General features: G+C 67.1%; 13 protein-coding genes and 1 tRNA gene. 9 read left to right on the top strand and 5 right to left on the bottom strand.

Features of this window, described 5'->3' with window-relative positions:
* Window positions 1-43: 43 nt before the first annotated feature.
* The 4 genes from H3309_RS14300 (at window position 44) to H3309_RS14285 (ending at window position 2,202) form a co-directional block, all read left to right on the top strand.
* Window positions 44-841, top strand: a complete 798-nt coding sequence (locus tag H3309_RS14300; RefSeq protein WP_243453746.1) for a sterol desaturase family protein — start codon at window positions 44-46, stop codon at window positions 839-841.
* Between the two features lie 104 nt (window positions 842-945).
* The gene (locus H3309_RS14295; protein WP_182295437.1) at window positions 946-1,323 is read left to right on the top strand and encodes a hypothetical protein; all 378 of its coding nucleotides are present in this window, start codon (window positions 946-948) and stop codon (window positions 1,321-1,323) included.
* Window positions 1,324-1,618: 295 nt separating this feature from the next.
* Complete coding sequence (locus H3309_RS14290) at window positions 1,619-1,876, top strand: type II toxin-antitoxin system Phd/YefM family antitoxin (RefSeq protein ID WP_182295435.1); 258 nt, start codon at window positions 1,619-1,621, stop codon at window positions 1,874-1,876.
* Window positions 1,876-2,202: a type II toxin-antitoxin system RelE/ParE family toxin gene (locus H3309_RS14285; RefSeq protein WP_182295433.1), complete on the top strand. Its 327-nt coding sequence runs from the start codon at window positions 1,876-1,878 to the stop codon at window positions 2,200-2,202. The genes H3309_RS14290 and H3309_RS14285 overlap by 1 nt, the downstream gene beginning before the upstream one ends.
* A 58-nt stretch (window positions 2,203-2,260) precedes the next feature.
* Here H3309_RS14285 and H3309_RS14280 read toward each other — a convergent pair whose 3' ends face one another.
* Window positions 2,261-4,480 carry an FdhF/YdeP family oxidoreductase gene (locus H3309_RS14280; protein WP_182295431.1) on the bottom strand — a complete coding sequence of 740 codons (2,220 nt, stop codon included), beginning with the start codon at window positions 4,478-4,480 and terminating at the stop codon, window positions 2,261-2,263.
* A 101-nt stretch (window positions 4,481-4,581) separates the two neighbouring features.
* Here H3309_RS14280 and H3309_RS14275 point away from each other — a divergent pair, with 101 nt between their 5' ends.
* From H3309_RS14275 to H3309_RS14255, 5 genes are all read left to right on the top strand, one after another.
* Window positions 4,582-5,616, top strand: a complete 1,035-nt coding sequence (locus tag H3309_RS14275) for a hypothetical protein (protein WP_182295429.1) — start codon at window positions 4,582-4,584, stop codon at window positions 5,614-5,616.
* A 65-nt stretch (window positions 5,617-5,681) separates the two neighbouring features.
* Window positions 5,682-7,919, top strand: a complete 2,238-nt coding sequence (locus H3309_RS14270) for a xanthine dehydrogenase family protein molybdopterin-binding subunit (protein ID WP_182295428.1) — start codon at window positions 5,682-5,684, stop codon at window positions 7,917-7,919.
* Window positions 7,916-8,968 (top strand): ferrochelatase, encoded by a 1,053-nt coding sequence (hemH, locus tag H3309_RS14265; RefSeq protein WP_243453745.1) that lies wholly within the window; start codon window positions 7,916-7,918, stop codon window positions 8,966-8,968. The genes H3309_RS14270 and hemH overlap by 4 nt, the downstream gene beginning before the upstream one ends.
* A gap of 30 nt (window positions 8,969-8,998) precedes the next feature.
* Window positions 8,999-9,721: an acetoacetyl-CoA reductase gene (gene phbB / locus H3309_RS14260; RefSeq protein WP_182298792.1), complete on the top strand. Its 723-nt coding sequence runs from the start codon at window positions 8,999-9,001 to the stop codon at window positions 9,719-9,721.
* A gap of 121 nt (window positions 9,722-9,842) precedes the next feature.
* A tRNA-Thr gene (locus tag H3309_RS14255) sits at window positions 9,843-9,918 on the top strand.
* Between the two features lie 337 nt (window positions 9,919-10,255).
* Here the strand turns inward: H3309_RS14255 and H3309_RS14250 are convergent.
* The 4 genes from H3309_RS14250 to H3309_RS14235 all read right to left on the bottom strand — a co-directional run bounded on the left by H3309_RS14250 (window position 10,256) and on the right by H3309_RS14235 (window position 16,399).
* Window positions 10,256-10,759, bottom strand: coding sequence for a recombinase family protein (locus H3309_RS14250; RefSeq protein WP_207791515.1), 504 nt, complete (start codon window positions 10,757-10,759; stop codon window positions 10,256-10,258).
* A 300-nt stretch (window positions 10,760-11,059) separates the two neighbouring features.
* Window positions 11,060-14,314, bottom strand: a complete 3,255-nt coding sequence (locus H3309_RS14245) for an error-prone DNA polymerase (protein ID WP_182295426.1) — start codon at window positions 14,312-14,314, stop codon at window positions 11,060-11,062.
* Window positions 14,311-15,867: a DNA polymerase Y family protein gene (locus H3309_RS14240; RefSeq protein WP_182295425.1), complete on the bottom strand. Its 1,557-nt coding sequence runs from the start codon at window positions 15,865-15,867 to the stop codon at window positions 14,311-14,313. The genes H3309_RS14245 and H3309_RS14240 overlap by 4 nt, the downstream gene beginning before the upstream one ends.
* Window positions 15,773-16,399 (bottom strand): ImuA family protein, encoded by a 627-nt coding sequence (locus H3309_RS14235; RefSeq protein ID WP_243453744.1) that lies wholly within the window; start codon window positions 16,397-16,399, stop codon window positions 15,773-15,775. Before H3309_RS14235 ends, H3309_RS14240 begins: the two co-directional genes overlap by 95 nt.
* Window positions 16,400-16,444: the final 45 nt, after the last annotated feature.

The raw sequence follows: 16,444 nt of genomic DNA, 5'->3' as shown, positions 1-16,444 counted from the left end.
CGGGGCAGGGATGCTGCATCAACCGCCTGATGGAGCAACCGCCATGGACCCGTTCGACACGCTGATTCCCAGTTTCCTGCACAGTTTTCGTGGCACGCTGATCTTCGATGGCGGGCGCTATGTGGTGGCCACGCTGCTGATGGCGGCGGTGGTGTGGCTGGTGCGGCGCACGCCGTGGCGGGTGCGGGTGTTGCAGGCGCGCACGGCGGGGTGGGCGGATTACCGGCGCGAGATTGCGGCCTCGGCGCGCAGCCTGCTGGTGTATGCGGCGGTCGCCACGCCGGCGGTGATGGTGGCGTTCGGCAAGCCGCCGGTGGCGACTCCCGGCTGGCCGGTGGTGGCGCTGTTCGTGCTGGCGCTGCTGGTGGCGCACGACAGCTGGTTTTACTGGGTGCACCGGGCGATGCACGACCGCCGCCTGTTCAAGGCCTTTCACCGGCTGCACCACCGCAGCGTGACGCCGACGCCGTTCGCCGCCTATGCCTTCAACATGACCGAGGCGGCGGTGGAGGCGCTGTTCGTGACGCTGTGGGTGCTGCTGATCCCCACGCCCTTCATCGCGCTGTTCATGTTCCTGGGGGTGATGATCATCCGCAACGTGTGGGGCCATTGCGGCATCGAGCTGCTGCCGCAGGGGTTCGCCGACCACTGGTTCTGGGGCCTGTTCGCCACGACGACGCACCATGATTTGCACCACAATGGCGGGTTCAATAGCAATTTCGGGCTGTATTTCACCTGGTGGGACCGGGCGATGGGGACGGAGCATCCGAACTATCGCGCCATCTTCCGCGAGGTGACGGCGCGGACGGGGCGGCGGGTTGGGGTGGTGGTGGCGGCGTGAGGGGTCAGTTTCTGACTTGGAGGTTGTCGGCGAGCGGGCAGTTCCGATCCCTCTAAGCTGTCACATACAAACTGGTTGAAGCAACGATGTTATGATACCATCAGATGGTGGCTACGCGGTATTCCCAATTAAGATCTGCTACTGCTCGCCTTGCAGCGGCGGCAGCCGAGCAGGATTTATATCTGCAAAAAACACTGTTTCCGGACACAGCAGACAAAGCTAGGTCGGAATATAATTGCGATGAACTAGCCCTTGAGTTTAATGATTATTACATCGCAGTTGAGCATATGGTTGCTGCAGGCGAGCTGTCTGCCGAACAGGCTGAGGCACTCAGGGGGTTAGACATGGTCTTGGATCTTTGGAGCGGAAGGCAAAATGCTGACTTCTGGCGACGTGGTGCTTTGCATTCTGATCCTCGGTGGGATGCTGTAAGGGAAAGCGCCCGAAATGCTTTGAAAACCATGCCGGTTAGAGACGAGTAGATTCGCAGATACTCCCAACCATTTGAACAAAGACAAACAGTCAGCTCCCTCAATAAAATCGCCCGGTGAGTGCTCTTCGCTCACCGGCTTTCAAGCGCGTTTGGCCAACATTTGGATATCGGCACAACACGGCCCATCCTGCGATTCGATGGACGCGGCCGCCGAGTTGAACGCCGAGGCCTTGCTGAGGGGATCGGTGGAGCCGGTGAGGGAGGGTGCCTGAGCATTTGCGTTATTGCGGGCCTGTTCGGGTCGATCTATATTCGGTTCGAATAAGGTTCGGTGGAGGTTGTTAATGCTGAGTTCCCAAGTGACGCCGATCAGCCGGTTGAAGGCTGATGCCGCGACATTGCTGAAACGGCTGGCGGAGGATCGGGAGCCGTTGATTGTGACGCAGAATGGCGAGGCGCGGGCGGTGGTGCAGGACATCCGCAGTTGGGAAGAAACGCAGGAGACTCTGGCGTTGCTGAAGCTGCTCGCGCTGGGCGAGCAGGATATCGAGGCGGGGCGGACGCAGCCGCTGGCGGAGGCATTGGCGGAATTGGCGCGCTGATGCGCCACGAGGTTCGGCTGACCGCGGGTGCCAAGGCCGATCTGCGGGCGATCCGGGACTGGATGGCCTCGGTGCGCGATGAGGAGGATGCTGATCGGTTGATCGAAACGCTCGGCGCGCTGGCCGAGCGGCTGGCGGAATTTCCGGAGCGGGGCGCCTTTCCGCCCGAATTGCTGACGCTCGGCATCCGGCGCTATCGGCAGTTGCTGCATCACCCCTATCGGCTGATCTATCGGGTTGAGGGCCAGGTGGTTTTCGTGGTGCTGATCGCCGATGGACGGCGGGACATGCGGACGCTGCTGAGCCGGCGGCTGCTGACCGGGTAGTGCCCCCTCCGTCACTCGCTGCGCTCGTGCCACCTCCTCCGGCTTTGCCAAGGGAGGATTATTGTTCGATCCAGACGGGGACGGATTTGAAGGCGGGGGTTTTGCTGCGGGGGTCGGTGGTGGTGGCGGTGAGGGCGTTGGCTTCGGGATAGTAGGCGAGGACGTTGCCGGGGTGGACATCGAAGGGGTGGATGACCAGGCCGGGGAGGCGGCCGTGGGGGCTGGCGAGCGTGACGGTGCTGCCGGGCGTCAGGCCGTGGGCGGCGATGTCGGTGGGGTGCATGAGGAGCGCGTTGCGCGGGGCGTGGCCGCGGTAGCTGTCGGTGCGTTCATAGATGATGCTGTTGAACTGGCCTTCGGAGCGGATGGTGGCGAGGGTGAGGGGGATTGCGCCCTGCCCCACCTCCGGGCCCGGCCCCACCCCCGCTCGCTGCGCGAGTCGCCCCTCCCCTGAAGGGGAGGGGAGTGGGCATAGCGCGAAGGTTGCGCGGCCGTCTGCGGTTTGGAAATTTGGGTGGTGGAGCAGGCGGTTGGTGACGTGGAACTCGCGTTTCGCGACGTCGATGTCGGCGAGCGCGGCCATGCCCGGGATGGTGGCGGCGATTGTCTCGCGCAGCTTGCGGTGGGCCTTGAAGGCCTGGAAATCGATGGGGCCGGCGGGCATCAGGCGGCTCGCCAAATCCGCAAGGATGTGGCTTTCGGGGCGGACGTTGCCGTGGCGCTCGATGCCGCCGTCGCTCAGCCGCACATAGTTGAACATGGATTCCTGGGTGGTTGGCTGCCACTCCTCGTCCCGCGCGGTGACGGGGAGGATGAGGGTTTCGCCGTCGTCCACGATGTGCCCGCGGTTGATCGTGGTGGTCAGGAACAGCTTGAAGCCGATGCGTTCCATCGCCTGGCGCGCGAATTCATGGTTCGGCGTGGCCTCATACAGGTTGCCGCCCATGATGACGGCGGCGCCGATCCGGCCGTCATGCGCGGCGTGCATCGCAGCCATGGTATCCATGCCTGGCGTTGATGGCAGTTTCACGCCCACATGTTTTTCAAGGGCTTGCATCACGTCGGCGGCCAGCACCGGTTTCACGCCGATGGTGCCGATGCCCTGGACATTGCTGTGGCCGCGCAGGGGGAGGAGGCCGGCGCCGGGCCGGCCGACCATGCCGCGCAGCAAGGCGAGGTTGGCGACCATCTCCACATTGGCGCTGCCGTGCAGGTGGTGGGTGAGGCCCATGCCCCAGGCGAAGACGGCGTTGCGGGCGTTGGCGTGGAGCGCGGCGACACGGGTGATGTCGGCGCGGATGCAGCCGGAGGCGGCCTCCAGCACCGGCCAGTCGAGCGCGGCGAGGTCGAGCGCGAAGGCGTCATAGCCGTTGGTGTGCGCGGCGATGAAGGCGGGGTCGGTGGCGCCCTGTTCGATGAGCGCCTTGGCGAGCGCTTTCAGCAGCGCGATGTCGCCGCCGATGCGCGGTTGCAGCCAGTCGCTGGCGATGGCGTCGCCGCCTTTCAGCAGGGAGCGGGCGCTTTTGGGAAGCGCGAACTTGACCAGGCCGGGTTCCTTCGCCGGGTTGACGACCACGACCTGGCCGCCGCGCGCGCGGCAAGCGGCGAGCTTGTGGATGAAACGCGGGTGGTTGCTGGCGGGGTTGGCGCCGAGCAGCAGGAGAAAATCGCACTTGTCGAGGTCGCCCAGTTCGACGGTGGCGGTGCCGGTGCCGATGGTGCTGCCGAGGCCGACGGACGTGGCCTGGTGGCAGTAATAGCTGCAATTGTTGATGTTGTTGGTGCCCCAGGCGCGGGCGAGCAGTTGCAGCAGGAAGCCGGCCTCGTTCGACGAGCGCCCGGAGGAATAGAAGAAGCTGCGCGGCGGCGTCGCCTCCGTCATGCGGTGGGCGGCGTGGGTCAGCGCTTCCTCCCAGCCCAGCCGCACGAAGGCGGTGGCGCCGGCGGCGCGATAGAGTGGCGTGTCGAGCCGGCCGAGATGGTCAAGGTCGTGGCCGTCGAGCGCGCGCAGCGTGGCGAGCGGCGCGGTCAGGCGCGCGAGCGGGATGGCGGGCTGGATGTCGGTGGATTGTGCTTGGATGGATTTGTTGCAGACGCTGGGAAACTCGCCGGCCTCGTTGGTCATGCCGCCCTTCTGGCCGCCCATGCCCAGGCCGCAGGCCTTGCAGGTGTTGCGCGCGGTCAGGGCCTTCGCCGATTGGCCGACGCCGATCTTCGCGACCGTGCGCGCGGCATAGGCGATTTTCGGCAGGCCGCCGCCGATGGGGGTGTCCGACATGCGGGCAGGGTAAACGATCGCGGCTTCGGGCGGAAGCCGCGCGCGTGCACGACATGCGATGACCTGCTATGGCGCGGTATCGGTCTGGCGGGAAGGCGGGGGTGTCAGAGATGACGGAGCAGCCATTGACCCCCGGCGCGGTGACGACGGATGGCAAGGCCGATGCCGTGCCGGCCGCGCGCTGGCGGGTCGAACAGGCGCTGGCGCTGCTGGCGGGGCAGGACATTCCGCCGCGCGAGAAGGTGACGCTGGCCGTCGCGATTGCCGCGGAGGAACGGGCGTGGGTGGAGGCGGAGCGGGCCCGCCGGACAGCGCTGCGGACGGCGCGGGAGGCGCGGGCGACCCAGCGGCGGCGGACGCACGAGGACCGGATCCGGCTGGCGGTGATCGGCGGGCTGGCGTTTCTGGCGCTGCTGCTGGCGCTGGTCATCGGGCTTCGTGCCACGGCGGAGCGGCCCGGGTCGGCGGCGGCTGCGGTGGCCGACGGTCCGGCCGGCATTCAGCGTTCGACGGAGCGGACAAGCGTCGGCGAGAAAGCGGCGGATGTGCCGGCATCGTCGGCGATTCCCGCGACCCCGCCCGTGATGATTGTCGATGACGCCGCGCGCGCTCGGCCGTCGGGCGAGGGGGTCAGCCTGACCGGTCTTCTCGTCATCGGCATGTTGGCGGTTGTTGTGGTGTTGCTGGTTTACGGCATGTTGAGGCGCCCGCCGGATACGCCGCCGGCGCCACCGGGAGCGGCGAAAGAGGAGGGAGCGGACAATGGTGCGCTGGTCCTTGCCAAGCTGGTGGCGGCCGTGACCGCGCTGGGCGCCTTGGGCGGGGCGGCCTTCATTGCCCTGATCGGCGTTCTTCCGCTGCTGGCCTGGGCGTTCCTGAAGGGATGGCCCAGGTGGCTGTGGGCGATCGGCGGGTTGGCTGTGGGTGCGGTGTTTGCGTTGTTTGTCAGCTGGCCGTCGGATGTGATGCCGCCCTTGGCATCGGATGGCTGGCAGACGGCGTGGATCAATGCGCAGACCATCTGCCAATCCGTGACCAGCGAAAAATGGACATTGGCGGTGGTCGCCGTGCTGCTGCTGGTGGTCGCGCGGGTGGCGCCGGACCGGGTGCGCAAGATGGGCGCCGGCGGCATCTGAGCCGCGGGGCCGGCCGCGCCCACTTGTCGCTATCGGCTGTGCGGGTGATGCGCTATGGTGGTGGCATGCTGCAAAAGACTCCGCCCGCCGATGCCGCCACGCCGAAGAAGAGCTGGGTGCCCAGCCGACGCGCCTTCCTGATCGGGACGGGGGCGACGCTGGGCGTGCTGGTGGGGTTTGCGGTGTGGCCACGCAACTATCCCAACACATGGCCGGTGGGGGGCGACGAGCGGTTGATGAACGCCTTCGTGAAGATCGGCACCGATGGCGTGGTGACGGTGGCGGTACCGCAGGCCGAAATGGGCCAGGGCAGCTATTCGGGCCTGGCGCAGGTGATCGCCGATGAACTGGGGGCGGACTGGCGGACGGTGGCGGTGGAGCCGGCGCCGCTGCACCCCGCCTATGCGCAAACGGGCCTGGTGACGACGGCGACGCGCGACATGGCGCCGCCGCTGCGCGCCATCGTCAATGCCGCGGGCAGCACGCTCATCCGCCGGCTGGACATGCAGCTGACCGGCGGCAGCAGTTCGATCAAAAATTATCACGACATCTATCGCACGGCGGGGGCGTCGGCGCGCACCATGCTGTGCGCGGCGGCGGCACGCGAATGGGACATCGACGCGGCGGATTGCGATACGGCGAACGGCTTCGTCATCTACAAGGCGAACCGGATGAGCTTTGCCGAGGCCGCGAAGAAGGCCGATCCCAAGGACGCCAGCGAGTCGCCCGTGCTGCGCGCGGAAGAGCAGCGTCCGCTGGTGGGGAAGCCGGTGCTGCGGCTCGACCTGCCGGGGAAGGTGGATGGCAGCGCGCGCTTTGGTGGCGATGTGCGGCTGCCGGGGATGGTCTTCGCGGCGATCCGGCATGGGCCGGTGGGCGGCAGCCTGCGGTCTTGCGCGCCGGTGCCGGGCGTGACGATGGTGAAGGGCGCCAACTGGGTGGCGGCGGTGGGCGAGACCAATTGGGCGGCGAAGACGGCGCTGGCGAAATTGGCGCCGGACTTCGCGATTGCCGGCAGGCCCGCCGGGCCCTGGATCGAGGCGGCGCTGACCGCGGCGCTCTCCGCCAGCGACGGCGAGGCGGTGGGCGCGGACGATACGCTGGGCGACATGGCCGGCAAGACGCCCGTGAGCGCGGATTACAGCGTGCCGTTCCTGGCGCATGCCTGCATGGAGCCGATGGTGGCGACCGCGCGTGTGACCGATGGCCGGGTGGAGCTGTGGGCGCCGGTGCAGTCGCTCACTTTGTGCAGCTGGGGCGTGGCGCGGGCGCTGGACATCGACAGCCGCGATGTGACGGTGCATCCCACGTTGCTGGGCGGCGGCTTCGGGCGCAAGGCGGAGACCGATGCGCTGGAACAGGCGGCGCTGATCGCGCGCGCGGTGGGAAAGCCCGTGCAGCTGCAATGGGACCGCACCGAGGATCTGGGCAGCGACATGTACCGGCCGGCGGCAGCGGCGCGGATGAAGGGCGCCGTGGCCGACCGGCGCATCGCCGCCTGGGATGCGCGGATCGCCGTGCCCAGCGTGCAGAAGAGCTTCATGGCGCGCAACATGCCCATGCTGGCAAGCGACACCGACAAGCCGAACGCGCAGGCGATCGAGGGGGCGGAGGAGAATGTCTATGGCATCCCCGCCTTCCGCGCGGTGCATGCGCCGGTCGATCAGCCGGTGCCGCTGGGCTTCTGGCGATCGGTGGGGCATAGTTTCAGCGCCTTCTTCGTGGAGAGTTTCGTCGACGAGCTGGCGGTGGCCGCCGGCGTCGATCCCTTCACCTTCCGCATGAGCCATTTGAAGGACAAGCCGCGCCATGCCGGCGTGCTGAAGCTGGCGGCGGAGAAGGGCGAGTTCCTGGGGGCGGCGCCGGCGGGCTTCGGCCGGGGGATCGCCATCCATGAGAGCTTCGGTTCGATCGTGGCGATGGTGATCGAGGCCGGGGTGAAGGACAAGGGCGTCGTGGTGAGCCGCGTGACCAGCGTGATCGACTGCGGCCGGGCGGTGAACCCCGACAGCGTGAAGGCGCAGCTGGAGGGGGGCGCCATCTATGGGCTGGCGGCGGCGCTGTACGAGGCGGTGACGTTCGAGAAGGGGCGGGCGACCGCGACCAACTTCGACGGCTATCCGTTGTTGCCGCTGGCGGAATCGCCGGACTTCAGCACGCATATCCTGAACCAGGGCGGGCCGCTGGGTGGTGTGGGCGAGCCGGGCACGCCGCCGGTGGCGCCGGCGCTGGCGAATGCGCTGGCCGCGGCGACCGGCAGACGCGCGCGGGCGCTGCCGCTCGCACCCTTTTACAGCGCGTGAACATCGCCACCAGCATTGCCGCTGCGGAAGGGCGGGCCGATCCGCGCCCGGCGGGGCATCCGCCGGTCGCCATCGGGAAGGTGGGCGTGCTGCTGATCAACCTCGGCTCCCCCGATGCGCCGACCAAGAGCGCGGTGCGGCGATATCTGCTGGACTTCCTGTCGGACAAAAGGGTGGTGGAGATTCCGGCCTTCATCTGGCAGCCGATCCTGCGCGGGCTGGTGCTGACGGTGCGGCCGCGCAAGACCGCGGCCAACTATGCCCGCATCTGGCAGGAGGACAGCCCGCTGCGGCTGAACACGCGGCGCCAGGCCGAGGCGCTGGCCGATGCCTGGCCGGGCGTGACGGTGGATTTCGCCATGCGATACGGCAATCCCTCCATCCCCAGCCGGCTGGAGGCGATGCATGCCGCCGGGTGCGACCGCATCCTGCTGGCGCCGCTCTATCCGCAATACAGCAGCGCGACGACGGGGACGGCGATCGAGCATGGCTGGAACTCGCTGGATCACATGCGCTGGATCCCGGCGACGCGGACGCTGCCTTCCTATCACGACCATCCGGCGCATATCGCCGCGCTGGCGGCGAGCGTGCGCGAAGGGGTGGCGGCGCTGGATTTCGAGCCGGAGGCGGTGCTGGCGAGTTTCCACGGCATGCCGAAGCGCACCCTGGAGCTGGGCGATCCCTATCACTGCCATTGCAGCAAGACCGCGCGGCTGCTGCGCGAGGCCCTGGGCTGGCCGGAGGGGCGGCTGCGGCTGTGCTTCCAGAGCCGGTTCGGGCGGGCGGAGTGGCTGCAACCCTATACCGAGCCGACGCTGGAGGCGCTGGCGAAAGAAGGCATCCGCAAGGTTGCGGTGGTGTGCCCGAGCTTCTCGGTCGACTGCCTGGAGACGCTGGAGGAAATCGCCATCGGCGCGAAGGAGATATTCGAGCATGCAGGGGGCACGCATTTCGCCTATCTCCCCTGTTTGAATGACAGCGCGCAAGGCATTGAAATGCTGCGCTGCATCATCGGCGAATCGCTTGCGGGCTGGGTTCCCCAAGGCTAGACCGGCCCCCGGGAGAGTGGGAGGTTGATGATGGCACGGGTGGCAATTGTAACGGGCGGGACGCGCGGCATCGGCGAGGCGATCTGCCTGGCGCTGCGGGACATGGGGATGGCGGTGGCCGCCAACTATGTCGGCAGCGAGGAGCGGGCGAAGGCGTTCAGCGAGCGGACGGGGATCAAGGCGTTCCGCTGGAATGTTGCCGACCACCAGGCCTGCCTGGACGGCGTGGCGGCGGTGGAGGCGGCGCTGGGGCCGGTGGATGTGGTGGTGAACAATGCCGGCATCACGCGCGACGGCACGCTGATGAAGATGAGCTATGAGGCGTGGCGCGAGGTGATCGACGTGAACCTGGGCGGCTGTTTCAACATGGCGAAGGCGACCTTCGTGGGCATGAAGTCGCGCGGTTGGGGGCGGATCGTCAACATCGGCAGCATCAACGGCCAGGCCGGGCAATATGGCCAGGTGAACTATGCCGCGGCGAAATCGGGCATCCACGGCTTCACCAAGGCGCTGGCGCAGGAGGGGGCACGGTTCGGCATTACGGTGAATGCGATCGCGCCAGGCTATATCGACACCGACATGGTGGCGGCGGTGCCGGCGGACGTGCTGGAGAAGATCGTGGCGAAGATCCCGACGGGCCGGCTGGGGCAGGCACAGGAGATCGCGCGCGGCGTGGCCTTCCTGTGCGGCGAGGATGCCGGGTTCGTGACCGGCAGCACGCTGAGCATCAACGGCGGGCAGCACATGTATTAGGCCAAGGCGGCCGCAAACAGCGTGGCTGGTTGCGGACTCGCCGAAGTGCCCGGCCGGCGGGCCGCCAGCGGCGGCTTGCACTGGGGGCGGCCGGCTGATATGGCCCGCCCCTGCTGGTTTCGCCGCTTTAGCTCAGCCGGTAGAGCACATCATTCGTAATGATGGGGTCAGGTGTTCGAGTCACCTAAGCGGCACCAGAACCGCCGTGGCTACTACGCCGCGACACGCCGGAGCAGTATTTGTTCTGTTCAGGAAAACGATATGATTTCAATATCGTAAATACGACGGATCGTTGCGGTAAGAAGGGTTCGAGTCCTTTACGGTGAGTGGCGAGTTTGCGCCCCGGCTGTGGTCGTTCGGGCGGCAATTGCCGACCCGGGAATCGGTCGTACAATTAAGCGCGCTATCACAATTCCTTAAATGAATGAGAAGTTGGTTCGAGAATGGTGCCGAGGAAAAGCTCTATAAAATGAAATCAGTTCGTACTTTCTGCGCTCCGCCTAAGGTACCGGACAGCAAAAGGTGCCAAGCAGCTTATAGTGCCAGCGGGAAAGCATAATGATCGACCGTCTCATCTGATCCGCCGAATCCCGCTCTCGCTAGATTCGTCCCGCTGGAAATTGCCAGCATCTTCAGCAGTGTCTTGCGAGAACCGAGCACGCGCGCCTTACGCTTGTCGGCGACCTCGACGCGCTGAAGCAGCGATTGGGCCAGCGTCCGGCGCGTGCCACCTTCAGCGCTACGAAGCGTGGCGCCACTGTCTGTCGCCACGCGATGCACATCATGAGCCGTCAGCGCCGCATCGATCATCGGCTGAGAGGCGGGCCGCCGATCATCGGTCGCGCTGCTGCCGGGCTCGACAAAGTCTTCCACCATCGTCCAGCCACGTGCCGCGCAATAGCGTTCGATCTGACGGCGCTGGTCGTGGATCGACAGGTTGCTCTCAGCCTGCTTGCCGGTCGATACGCGGAGATAGGATGCGACGCGGACTATCTCCGCAGTGGATGTCGGCTCTTTGCTTATGTCGGCTTGCGGCACGGGCGTAGTAGTTCCTTTCTCATGGGCAGGCGAACGCTGCCCATGAGCCTCTCACATCCGCCGGACGAGCGGATAGGGCCGCCGCTAGAGATCGACTTCGCCTTCGATCGGCATGTCCGGATCGACCGTGATGCCCCTGGTCAACCGATCTATCCTCTGAATCAGAGGCAGGGGGATCGGAACATGCATTCCGGACGCGATCGAACGATCGATAGCATCGACGATCATTTGGCGGTGACACTCATGAGGTTTGCTGGCTTTTCGCATACCGTCGCCTTTCCTCAATCCGAGCGTATGCCCTCAATGAAAATCCCGTGAATGCGGCAGGATTCGCACATCGCGAGGGTGGCGGTAGAGGGGCTGCCGTTCGGGTTGTAGGTGGGCGACTTCGTCACCGCGCGACAGCGGTGGCCGGGGATCATGCTGGTCTGACAGCATTGTCAGCAGGTGGCTGCGGTCGTGCACCCGCTGCGTCATCAGGTGCACGACCCCTTCCTTGCTGCGTTGGATGACGCCCTCGATCAGCATCAGGCGCGAGGCCATGACGGGCGTCCGCTGGCGCTCGAAGTCGCGCGCCCATAGCAGGGCATTGGTGATGCCGGTCTCGTCCTCAATGGTAATGAAGATGGCGTTGCCTTTGCCGGGCCGCTGCCGCACCAGCACCACGCCGGCGGTGCGCACCCGGGCGCCGTTGCTAGCGGCGCTGGTCTCCGCCGAGGTCAACACGCGCTCGCCGGCGAAATGATGCCGCAGCAGCGCCATCGGATGCCCCTTCAGCGACAGCCGGAAGCTCTGGTAGTCGGCTGCGACCGCCTCACCCAGCGGCATGGGCGGCAACTCGGCATCGGGTTCCTCTCCCAGCTCGCGGGCGTCCGCTGCGGCGAACAGCGGCAGCGTGTCATTGGGCGTGCGCCGTACGTCCCAGATGGCGTCACGCCGGTTCAGCGCCAGGCTGCCGAATGCATCCGCTTCTGCCAGCAGCTGCAACGCTGTCGCCGGCAGCCGCGCGCGGCGGGCCAGCGCCTCGACGCTTTCGAATGCGCCTGTTTCCCGCGCCGCCACCAGTGCCCCGGCCCAGGCCTCCCGAAACCCATCGACCATGCGCATCCCCAGCCGCAGTGCGCCGGCTTCCAGCGTGCAGTCCCACGCGCTGTGGTTGATATCGATGGGAAGGATGGCCACCCCATGTTCGGCGGCATCACGCACCAGCTGCGCGGGGGCATAAAAGCCCATCGGCTGGCTGTTGAGCAGCGCCGCGGCGAATGCCGCCGGATGGTGGCACTTCAGCCAGCTCGAGACATAGACCAGCCGTGCGAAGCTCTGCGCATGGCTTTCCGGAAAGCCATAGCTGCCGAAGCCTTCAATTTGCCGGAAGCAACGTTCGGCGAAGTCACGCTCATAGCCACGCGCGACCATCCCCTCCACCATCTTGGCGTGGAACCGCGGCATGGTGCCGACATTGCGGAAAGTCGCCATCGCGCGGCGCAGCGCATTCGCCTCATCGGGCGTGAACCCGGCGGCGACGATCGCCAGCTTCATCGCCTGCTCCTGGAACAGCGGTACGCCGAAGGTCTTGCCTAACACATCCTTCAACTCATTCTGATCATGCGCCGGCCCAGGTGATGGCAGAACGACCGGCTCCTCCGCATTGCGGCGCCGCAGATAGGGGTGCACCATGTCGCCCTCGATCGGCCCAGGACGGACGATGGCAACCTGCACCACAAGGTCATAGAATTCGCGCGGGCGCAGGCGCGGCAGCATGTTGATCTGGGCGCGGCTCTCCACCTGAAAGACGCCGATGCTGTCGCCGCGGCAGAGCATGGCATAGGTGGCAGGGTCTTCCGCCGGGATCGTATCGAGCGCATAGTCGCCAAGATCATGCGCTCGCAACAGGTCGAAGCATTTGCGGATCGCGGTCAACATGCCGAGCGCAAGCACATCGACCTTCATCAGCCCCAGCGCATCAATGTCATCCTTGTCCCACTCGATGAAGGTGCGGTCGGCCATGGCGCCGTTGTGGATCGGCACCAGCTCATCCAGCCGACCTTCGGTCAGAACGAACCCGCCGACATGCTGCGACAGATGACGCGGGAAGGTCAGCAGCCGGTCGACCAGCGCCTTCAGCCGGATGATGTCGGGCTGCGTGATGTCGAAGCCCGTCTCGGCGATGCGCTCGGCGGGCATGTCGGACGAGAAACTGCCCCAGATGGTGCTGGTCAGCCGCGTAGTGACATCCTCGCTCAGCCCCAGCGCCTTCCCCACCTCCCGCACGGCGCTGCGCGGCCGATAGTGGATGACGGTGGCGGCGATGCCGGCGCGCTCCCGGCCGTAGCGGGCATAGATATACTGCATCACCTCCTCGCGGCGTTCATGCTCGAAATCCACATCGATATCGGGCGGCTCGGCGCGCTCGGCGCTGATGAAGCGGCTGAACAGCAGGCTGTGCGCCATCGGATCGACCGACGTGATGCCCAGTACAAAGCAGACGGTCGAGTTGGCAGCCGATCCTCGACCCTGGCACAGGATGCCACGCGACCGGGCGAAGCGGACGATGTCGTGCACGGTCAGGAAATAGGGCGCATAGTCGAGCTGGCCGATCAGCGTGAGTTCGTCGGCGAGCAGCCGCTCGACCTTCTCGGGCAGCGGATCGCCATAGCGTTCGCGGGCGGCCTCACGCGCCAGATGCTCCAGCCAGCCCTGCGGGGTCCAGCCTTCGGGCACAGGTTCGTGCGGATATTCATAGCGCAGCTGGTCGAGGCTGAACTCGATGCGCGCCAGCAGCCGGCCTATCTCGGCCAGCGCCTCTGGCCGGTCGGCGAACAGGCGCGCCATCTCGGCGGGGGATTTGAGATGCGCCTCGGCATTGGCGGCCAGGCGGCGGCCGGCGTTGCGGATCGTCGTCCCTGCCCGAATGCAGGCGAGGATGTCGTGCAGCGGGCGATCCTCGGGAAGTGCATAGAGCGGGGCATTGGTGGCGAGGAGCGGCACGCGCGCTCGCGCGGCAACCTGCGACAGCATCGCCAGCCGTCGCCGGTCCTGCCCTCCGCGCGGCATGGTCGCCCCCAGCCACAGCCGGTCGGCGGCGACGGTGCGAAGCGTCGACAAGGGCGGGTCGAGCGCGTCGATGTCGCCGCTGTCATCGGGCAACAGGATCAACAGCAGGTCGGCGGCATTGAACAGCAGGTCGGGCAGGTTCAAGACACAGCCGCCCTTTTCCGCCCGCAGATTGCCGGTGCTCAGCAGCCGGGTCAGTCGGCCCCAACCCGGGCGGTTCACCGGATAGGCGATGACGTCGGGCGTGCCGTCGGCGAACACCAGCCGCGTGCCGACGACCAGCCGGAAGGGCAACTCGGCATCCCCTGTGGCCTTCAAGGCCGCCTGGGCATCGCGCAGTGCCACATGCGCGCGCACCACCCCGGCCACGCTGTTGCGGTCGGCGATACCAATGCCGGACAATCCCAGTTCGACCGCCCGCGCCACCATGTCCGACGGATGCGATGCACCGTGCAAGAAACTGTAGTTGGTCGAGGCGGCCAGTTCTGCATATGTATTCATGCGAACAGCCCATGCAGATACCAGTCGGGTGCCGCGCTCTCGTCATACAGCCCATGTCGGAACAGCCAGAAGCGGCGGCCGTCGCTGTCCTCCACACGGTAATAATCGCGGCTCAGCCCGCCGTGCAGCGCGCCGCCCTTGCGTCGCCACCATTCGGGCGCGATCCGCTCCGGTCCTTCCGCCAGCCGCACCTGATGCAGCGTCCGTCGCCAGCGGAACCGCCGCGGCGGGCCGTCTGGCACTTCGGCGAGCACCTCGATGCGCTGCGGCGGCTCGAACAGATGCGTGGGCCGGTGTGGCGGCTCGCCCGCCAGTGCCACCGGCCAAGGCATATTGCCCGGCTCGCTACCATGGCGTTGCGCCCGTTCGGGCACATGGCTGTCACGGCTCCGCAGCCAGCGGAGCGTGGAAGGGCCATGGCGCGCCGTCAGCCGATCGATCAGCGCCGACAGCGTTGCCTCGTCCGCGGCCTCTTCCAGGAGATGGCCCTGCTGCTCGGCGAGCGGCTGATGCTGTGGCACCAGCAGCCGCAGCTGGTCATAGCCGAACCCCGGGTCGAGCGGATCGGCAAGCGCCTCCAGCCGCTCCCTGAACAACCGCATCAGCAACCCCACATCCCGTCCCGGCGCCGACGTCTGCACGACGAGTGACTGCACCAGGCCATCGGTGCGGAAGAACAAGGCTTCATATTGCCGGCCACCGACGCCGCGCGCCGCCATTGCTGCAGCGGCTTCCCGCGCAAGTCCTGCCAGATGGTGCAGCATCGTCTCGGTTCGCGCCACTGGTTCGGCAAAGCGTCGGTCGAACGCCAGCGGCGGCACCCGCGGCATCGGCAGCATCGGGCAGTCTGCCGCGCCGCTGAGCCGTGCGAGCGCCCGTACGGCGGTGGCACCGAACCGCGCAGCAATCGAAGCCGCCGGCCGGTCCAGCACATCGCCCACCGTCTTCAACCCGGCACGCCGCAGCGCCGCGTCCGCCCGCGCCTCCAGCCGCAACGCCGCCACCGGCAACGCCCGGATTGCTGCCGCTTCGTCCATCCCTGGCGGATGCCCGAACCGCGCCAGCGCCCGCGCCGCGTCCCCCGTGCGCCCTAGCCCGTGCCGCAGCGTCAGCCCCAGCTTACCGAGGCGGTTTTGCGCATCCGCGATCAGCGCCACCTCATCTCCGAACAGATGCGCGCAGCCGCCGATATCCAGCAATATCCCGTCCGGCGGATCCATCGCCACCAGAGGGGACCAACGCCAGCACCCGCGCGCCAGCTGTGTCAGCCAGCTTGCGTCCGCAGCTGCATCATGCGCCACGGCGCGCAACGCCGGCACCCGCGCGCGGGCATCCGCGAGCGTCAGGCCGGGATGCAGACCGAGCGCCGCGGCCTGCACGTCCACTGCATGCAGTCGCTCGGCATTGCGTATCCGTGCGGTCAGCGCGAAAGCTGGGCGCGTCGTCGGCGCGGCCGGGTCAGCCGCTGGCCTGCCGTGGCAACGCGTCCAGCGCTCGCTCGCGAACCAGGGGAACCAGAGCGCCAGTATCCGGCGCTGCGAACCGTCGCTCATCCCGCCTCCATTCCAGGGTCATTAACGCACCCGCCGGGCCACCACGTTGGCGCAGCAGCTCCAGACCCAGCGTCGGCTGGCCAGGCGCGTTGGCCAAAAGCGCCCGCGACGGTGCCGACGTTGCCCGCCAGCGCGTCTCGACCGCGCCCGGCGCCTCCGCCGCGTCCAGCCTCAACAGCAGCACGGTCACGCCCGACCGCTCCGCTGCCAACGTCAGCCGGCGCGTCGCGGTCAGGTCCAGCGCACGAGGGTTACCCCAGCATTCCACCACTAGCACGCCTAGCGCCCCACAGCGCGCCGCGTCGCCTGCGGCGCGCAGCAGGCTGGCATCGTCCGGCAGCAGCCCAATCAACAGCCTGTTCGGATCAAGCCCCAGATCGGCAAGCCCGGGGCCATAGAGCTGTCCACCCCTCCGCATGGCCGCCACCGTCCGCAGCCACAGCAACGGCTTGTCCGCCGACTGGACCACCAGCATCGAGGCAAAGGCGACCGCCGACGCCGCATCCTTCGTATCGGCCAGAAGCTCATGCACCCGCCCCGACCTGATACCGCGGAAAGACGACATATCGGCTTGCCT

This window comes from Sandaracinobacteroides saxicola, from assembly GCF_014117445.1.
GTDB classification, from domain to species: Bacteria; Pseudomonadota; Alphaproteobacteria; order Sphingomonadales; family Sphingomonadaceae; genus Sandaracinobacteroides_A; species Sandaracinobacteroides_A saxicola.
The sequence above is the reverse complement of the archived record's forward strand: the minus strand, read 5'-3'. Positions and strand labels throughout refer to the sequence as shown.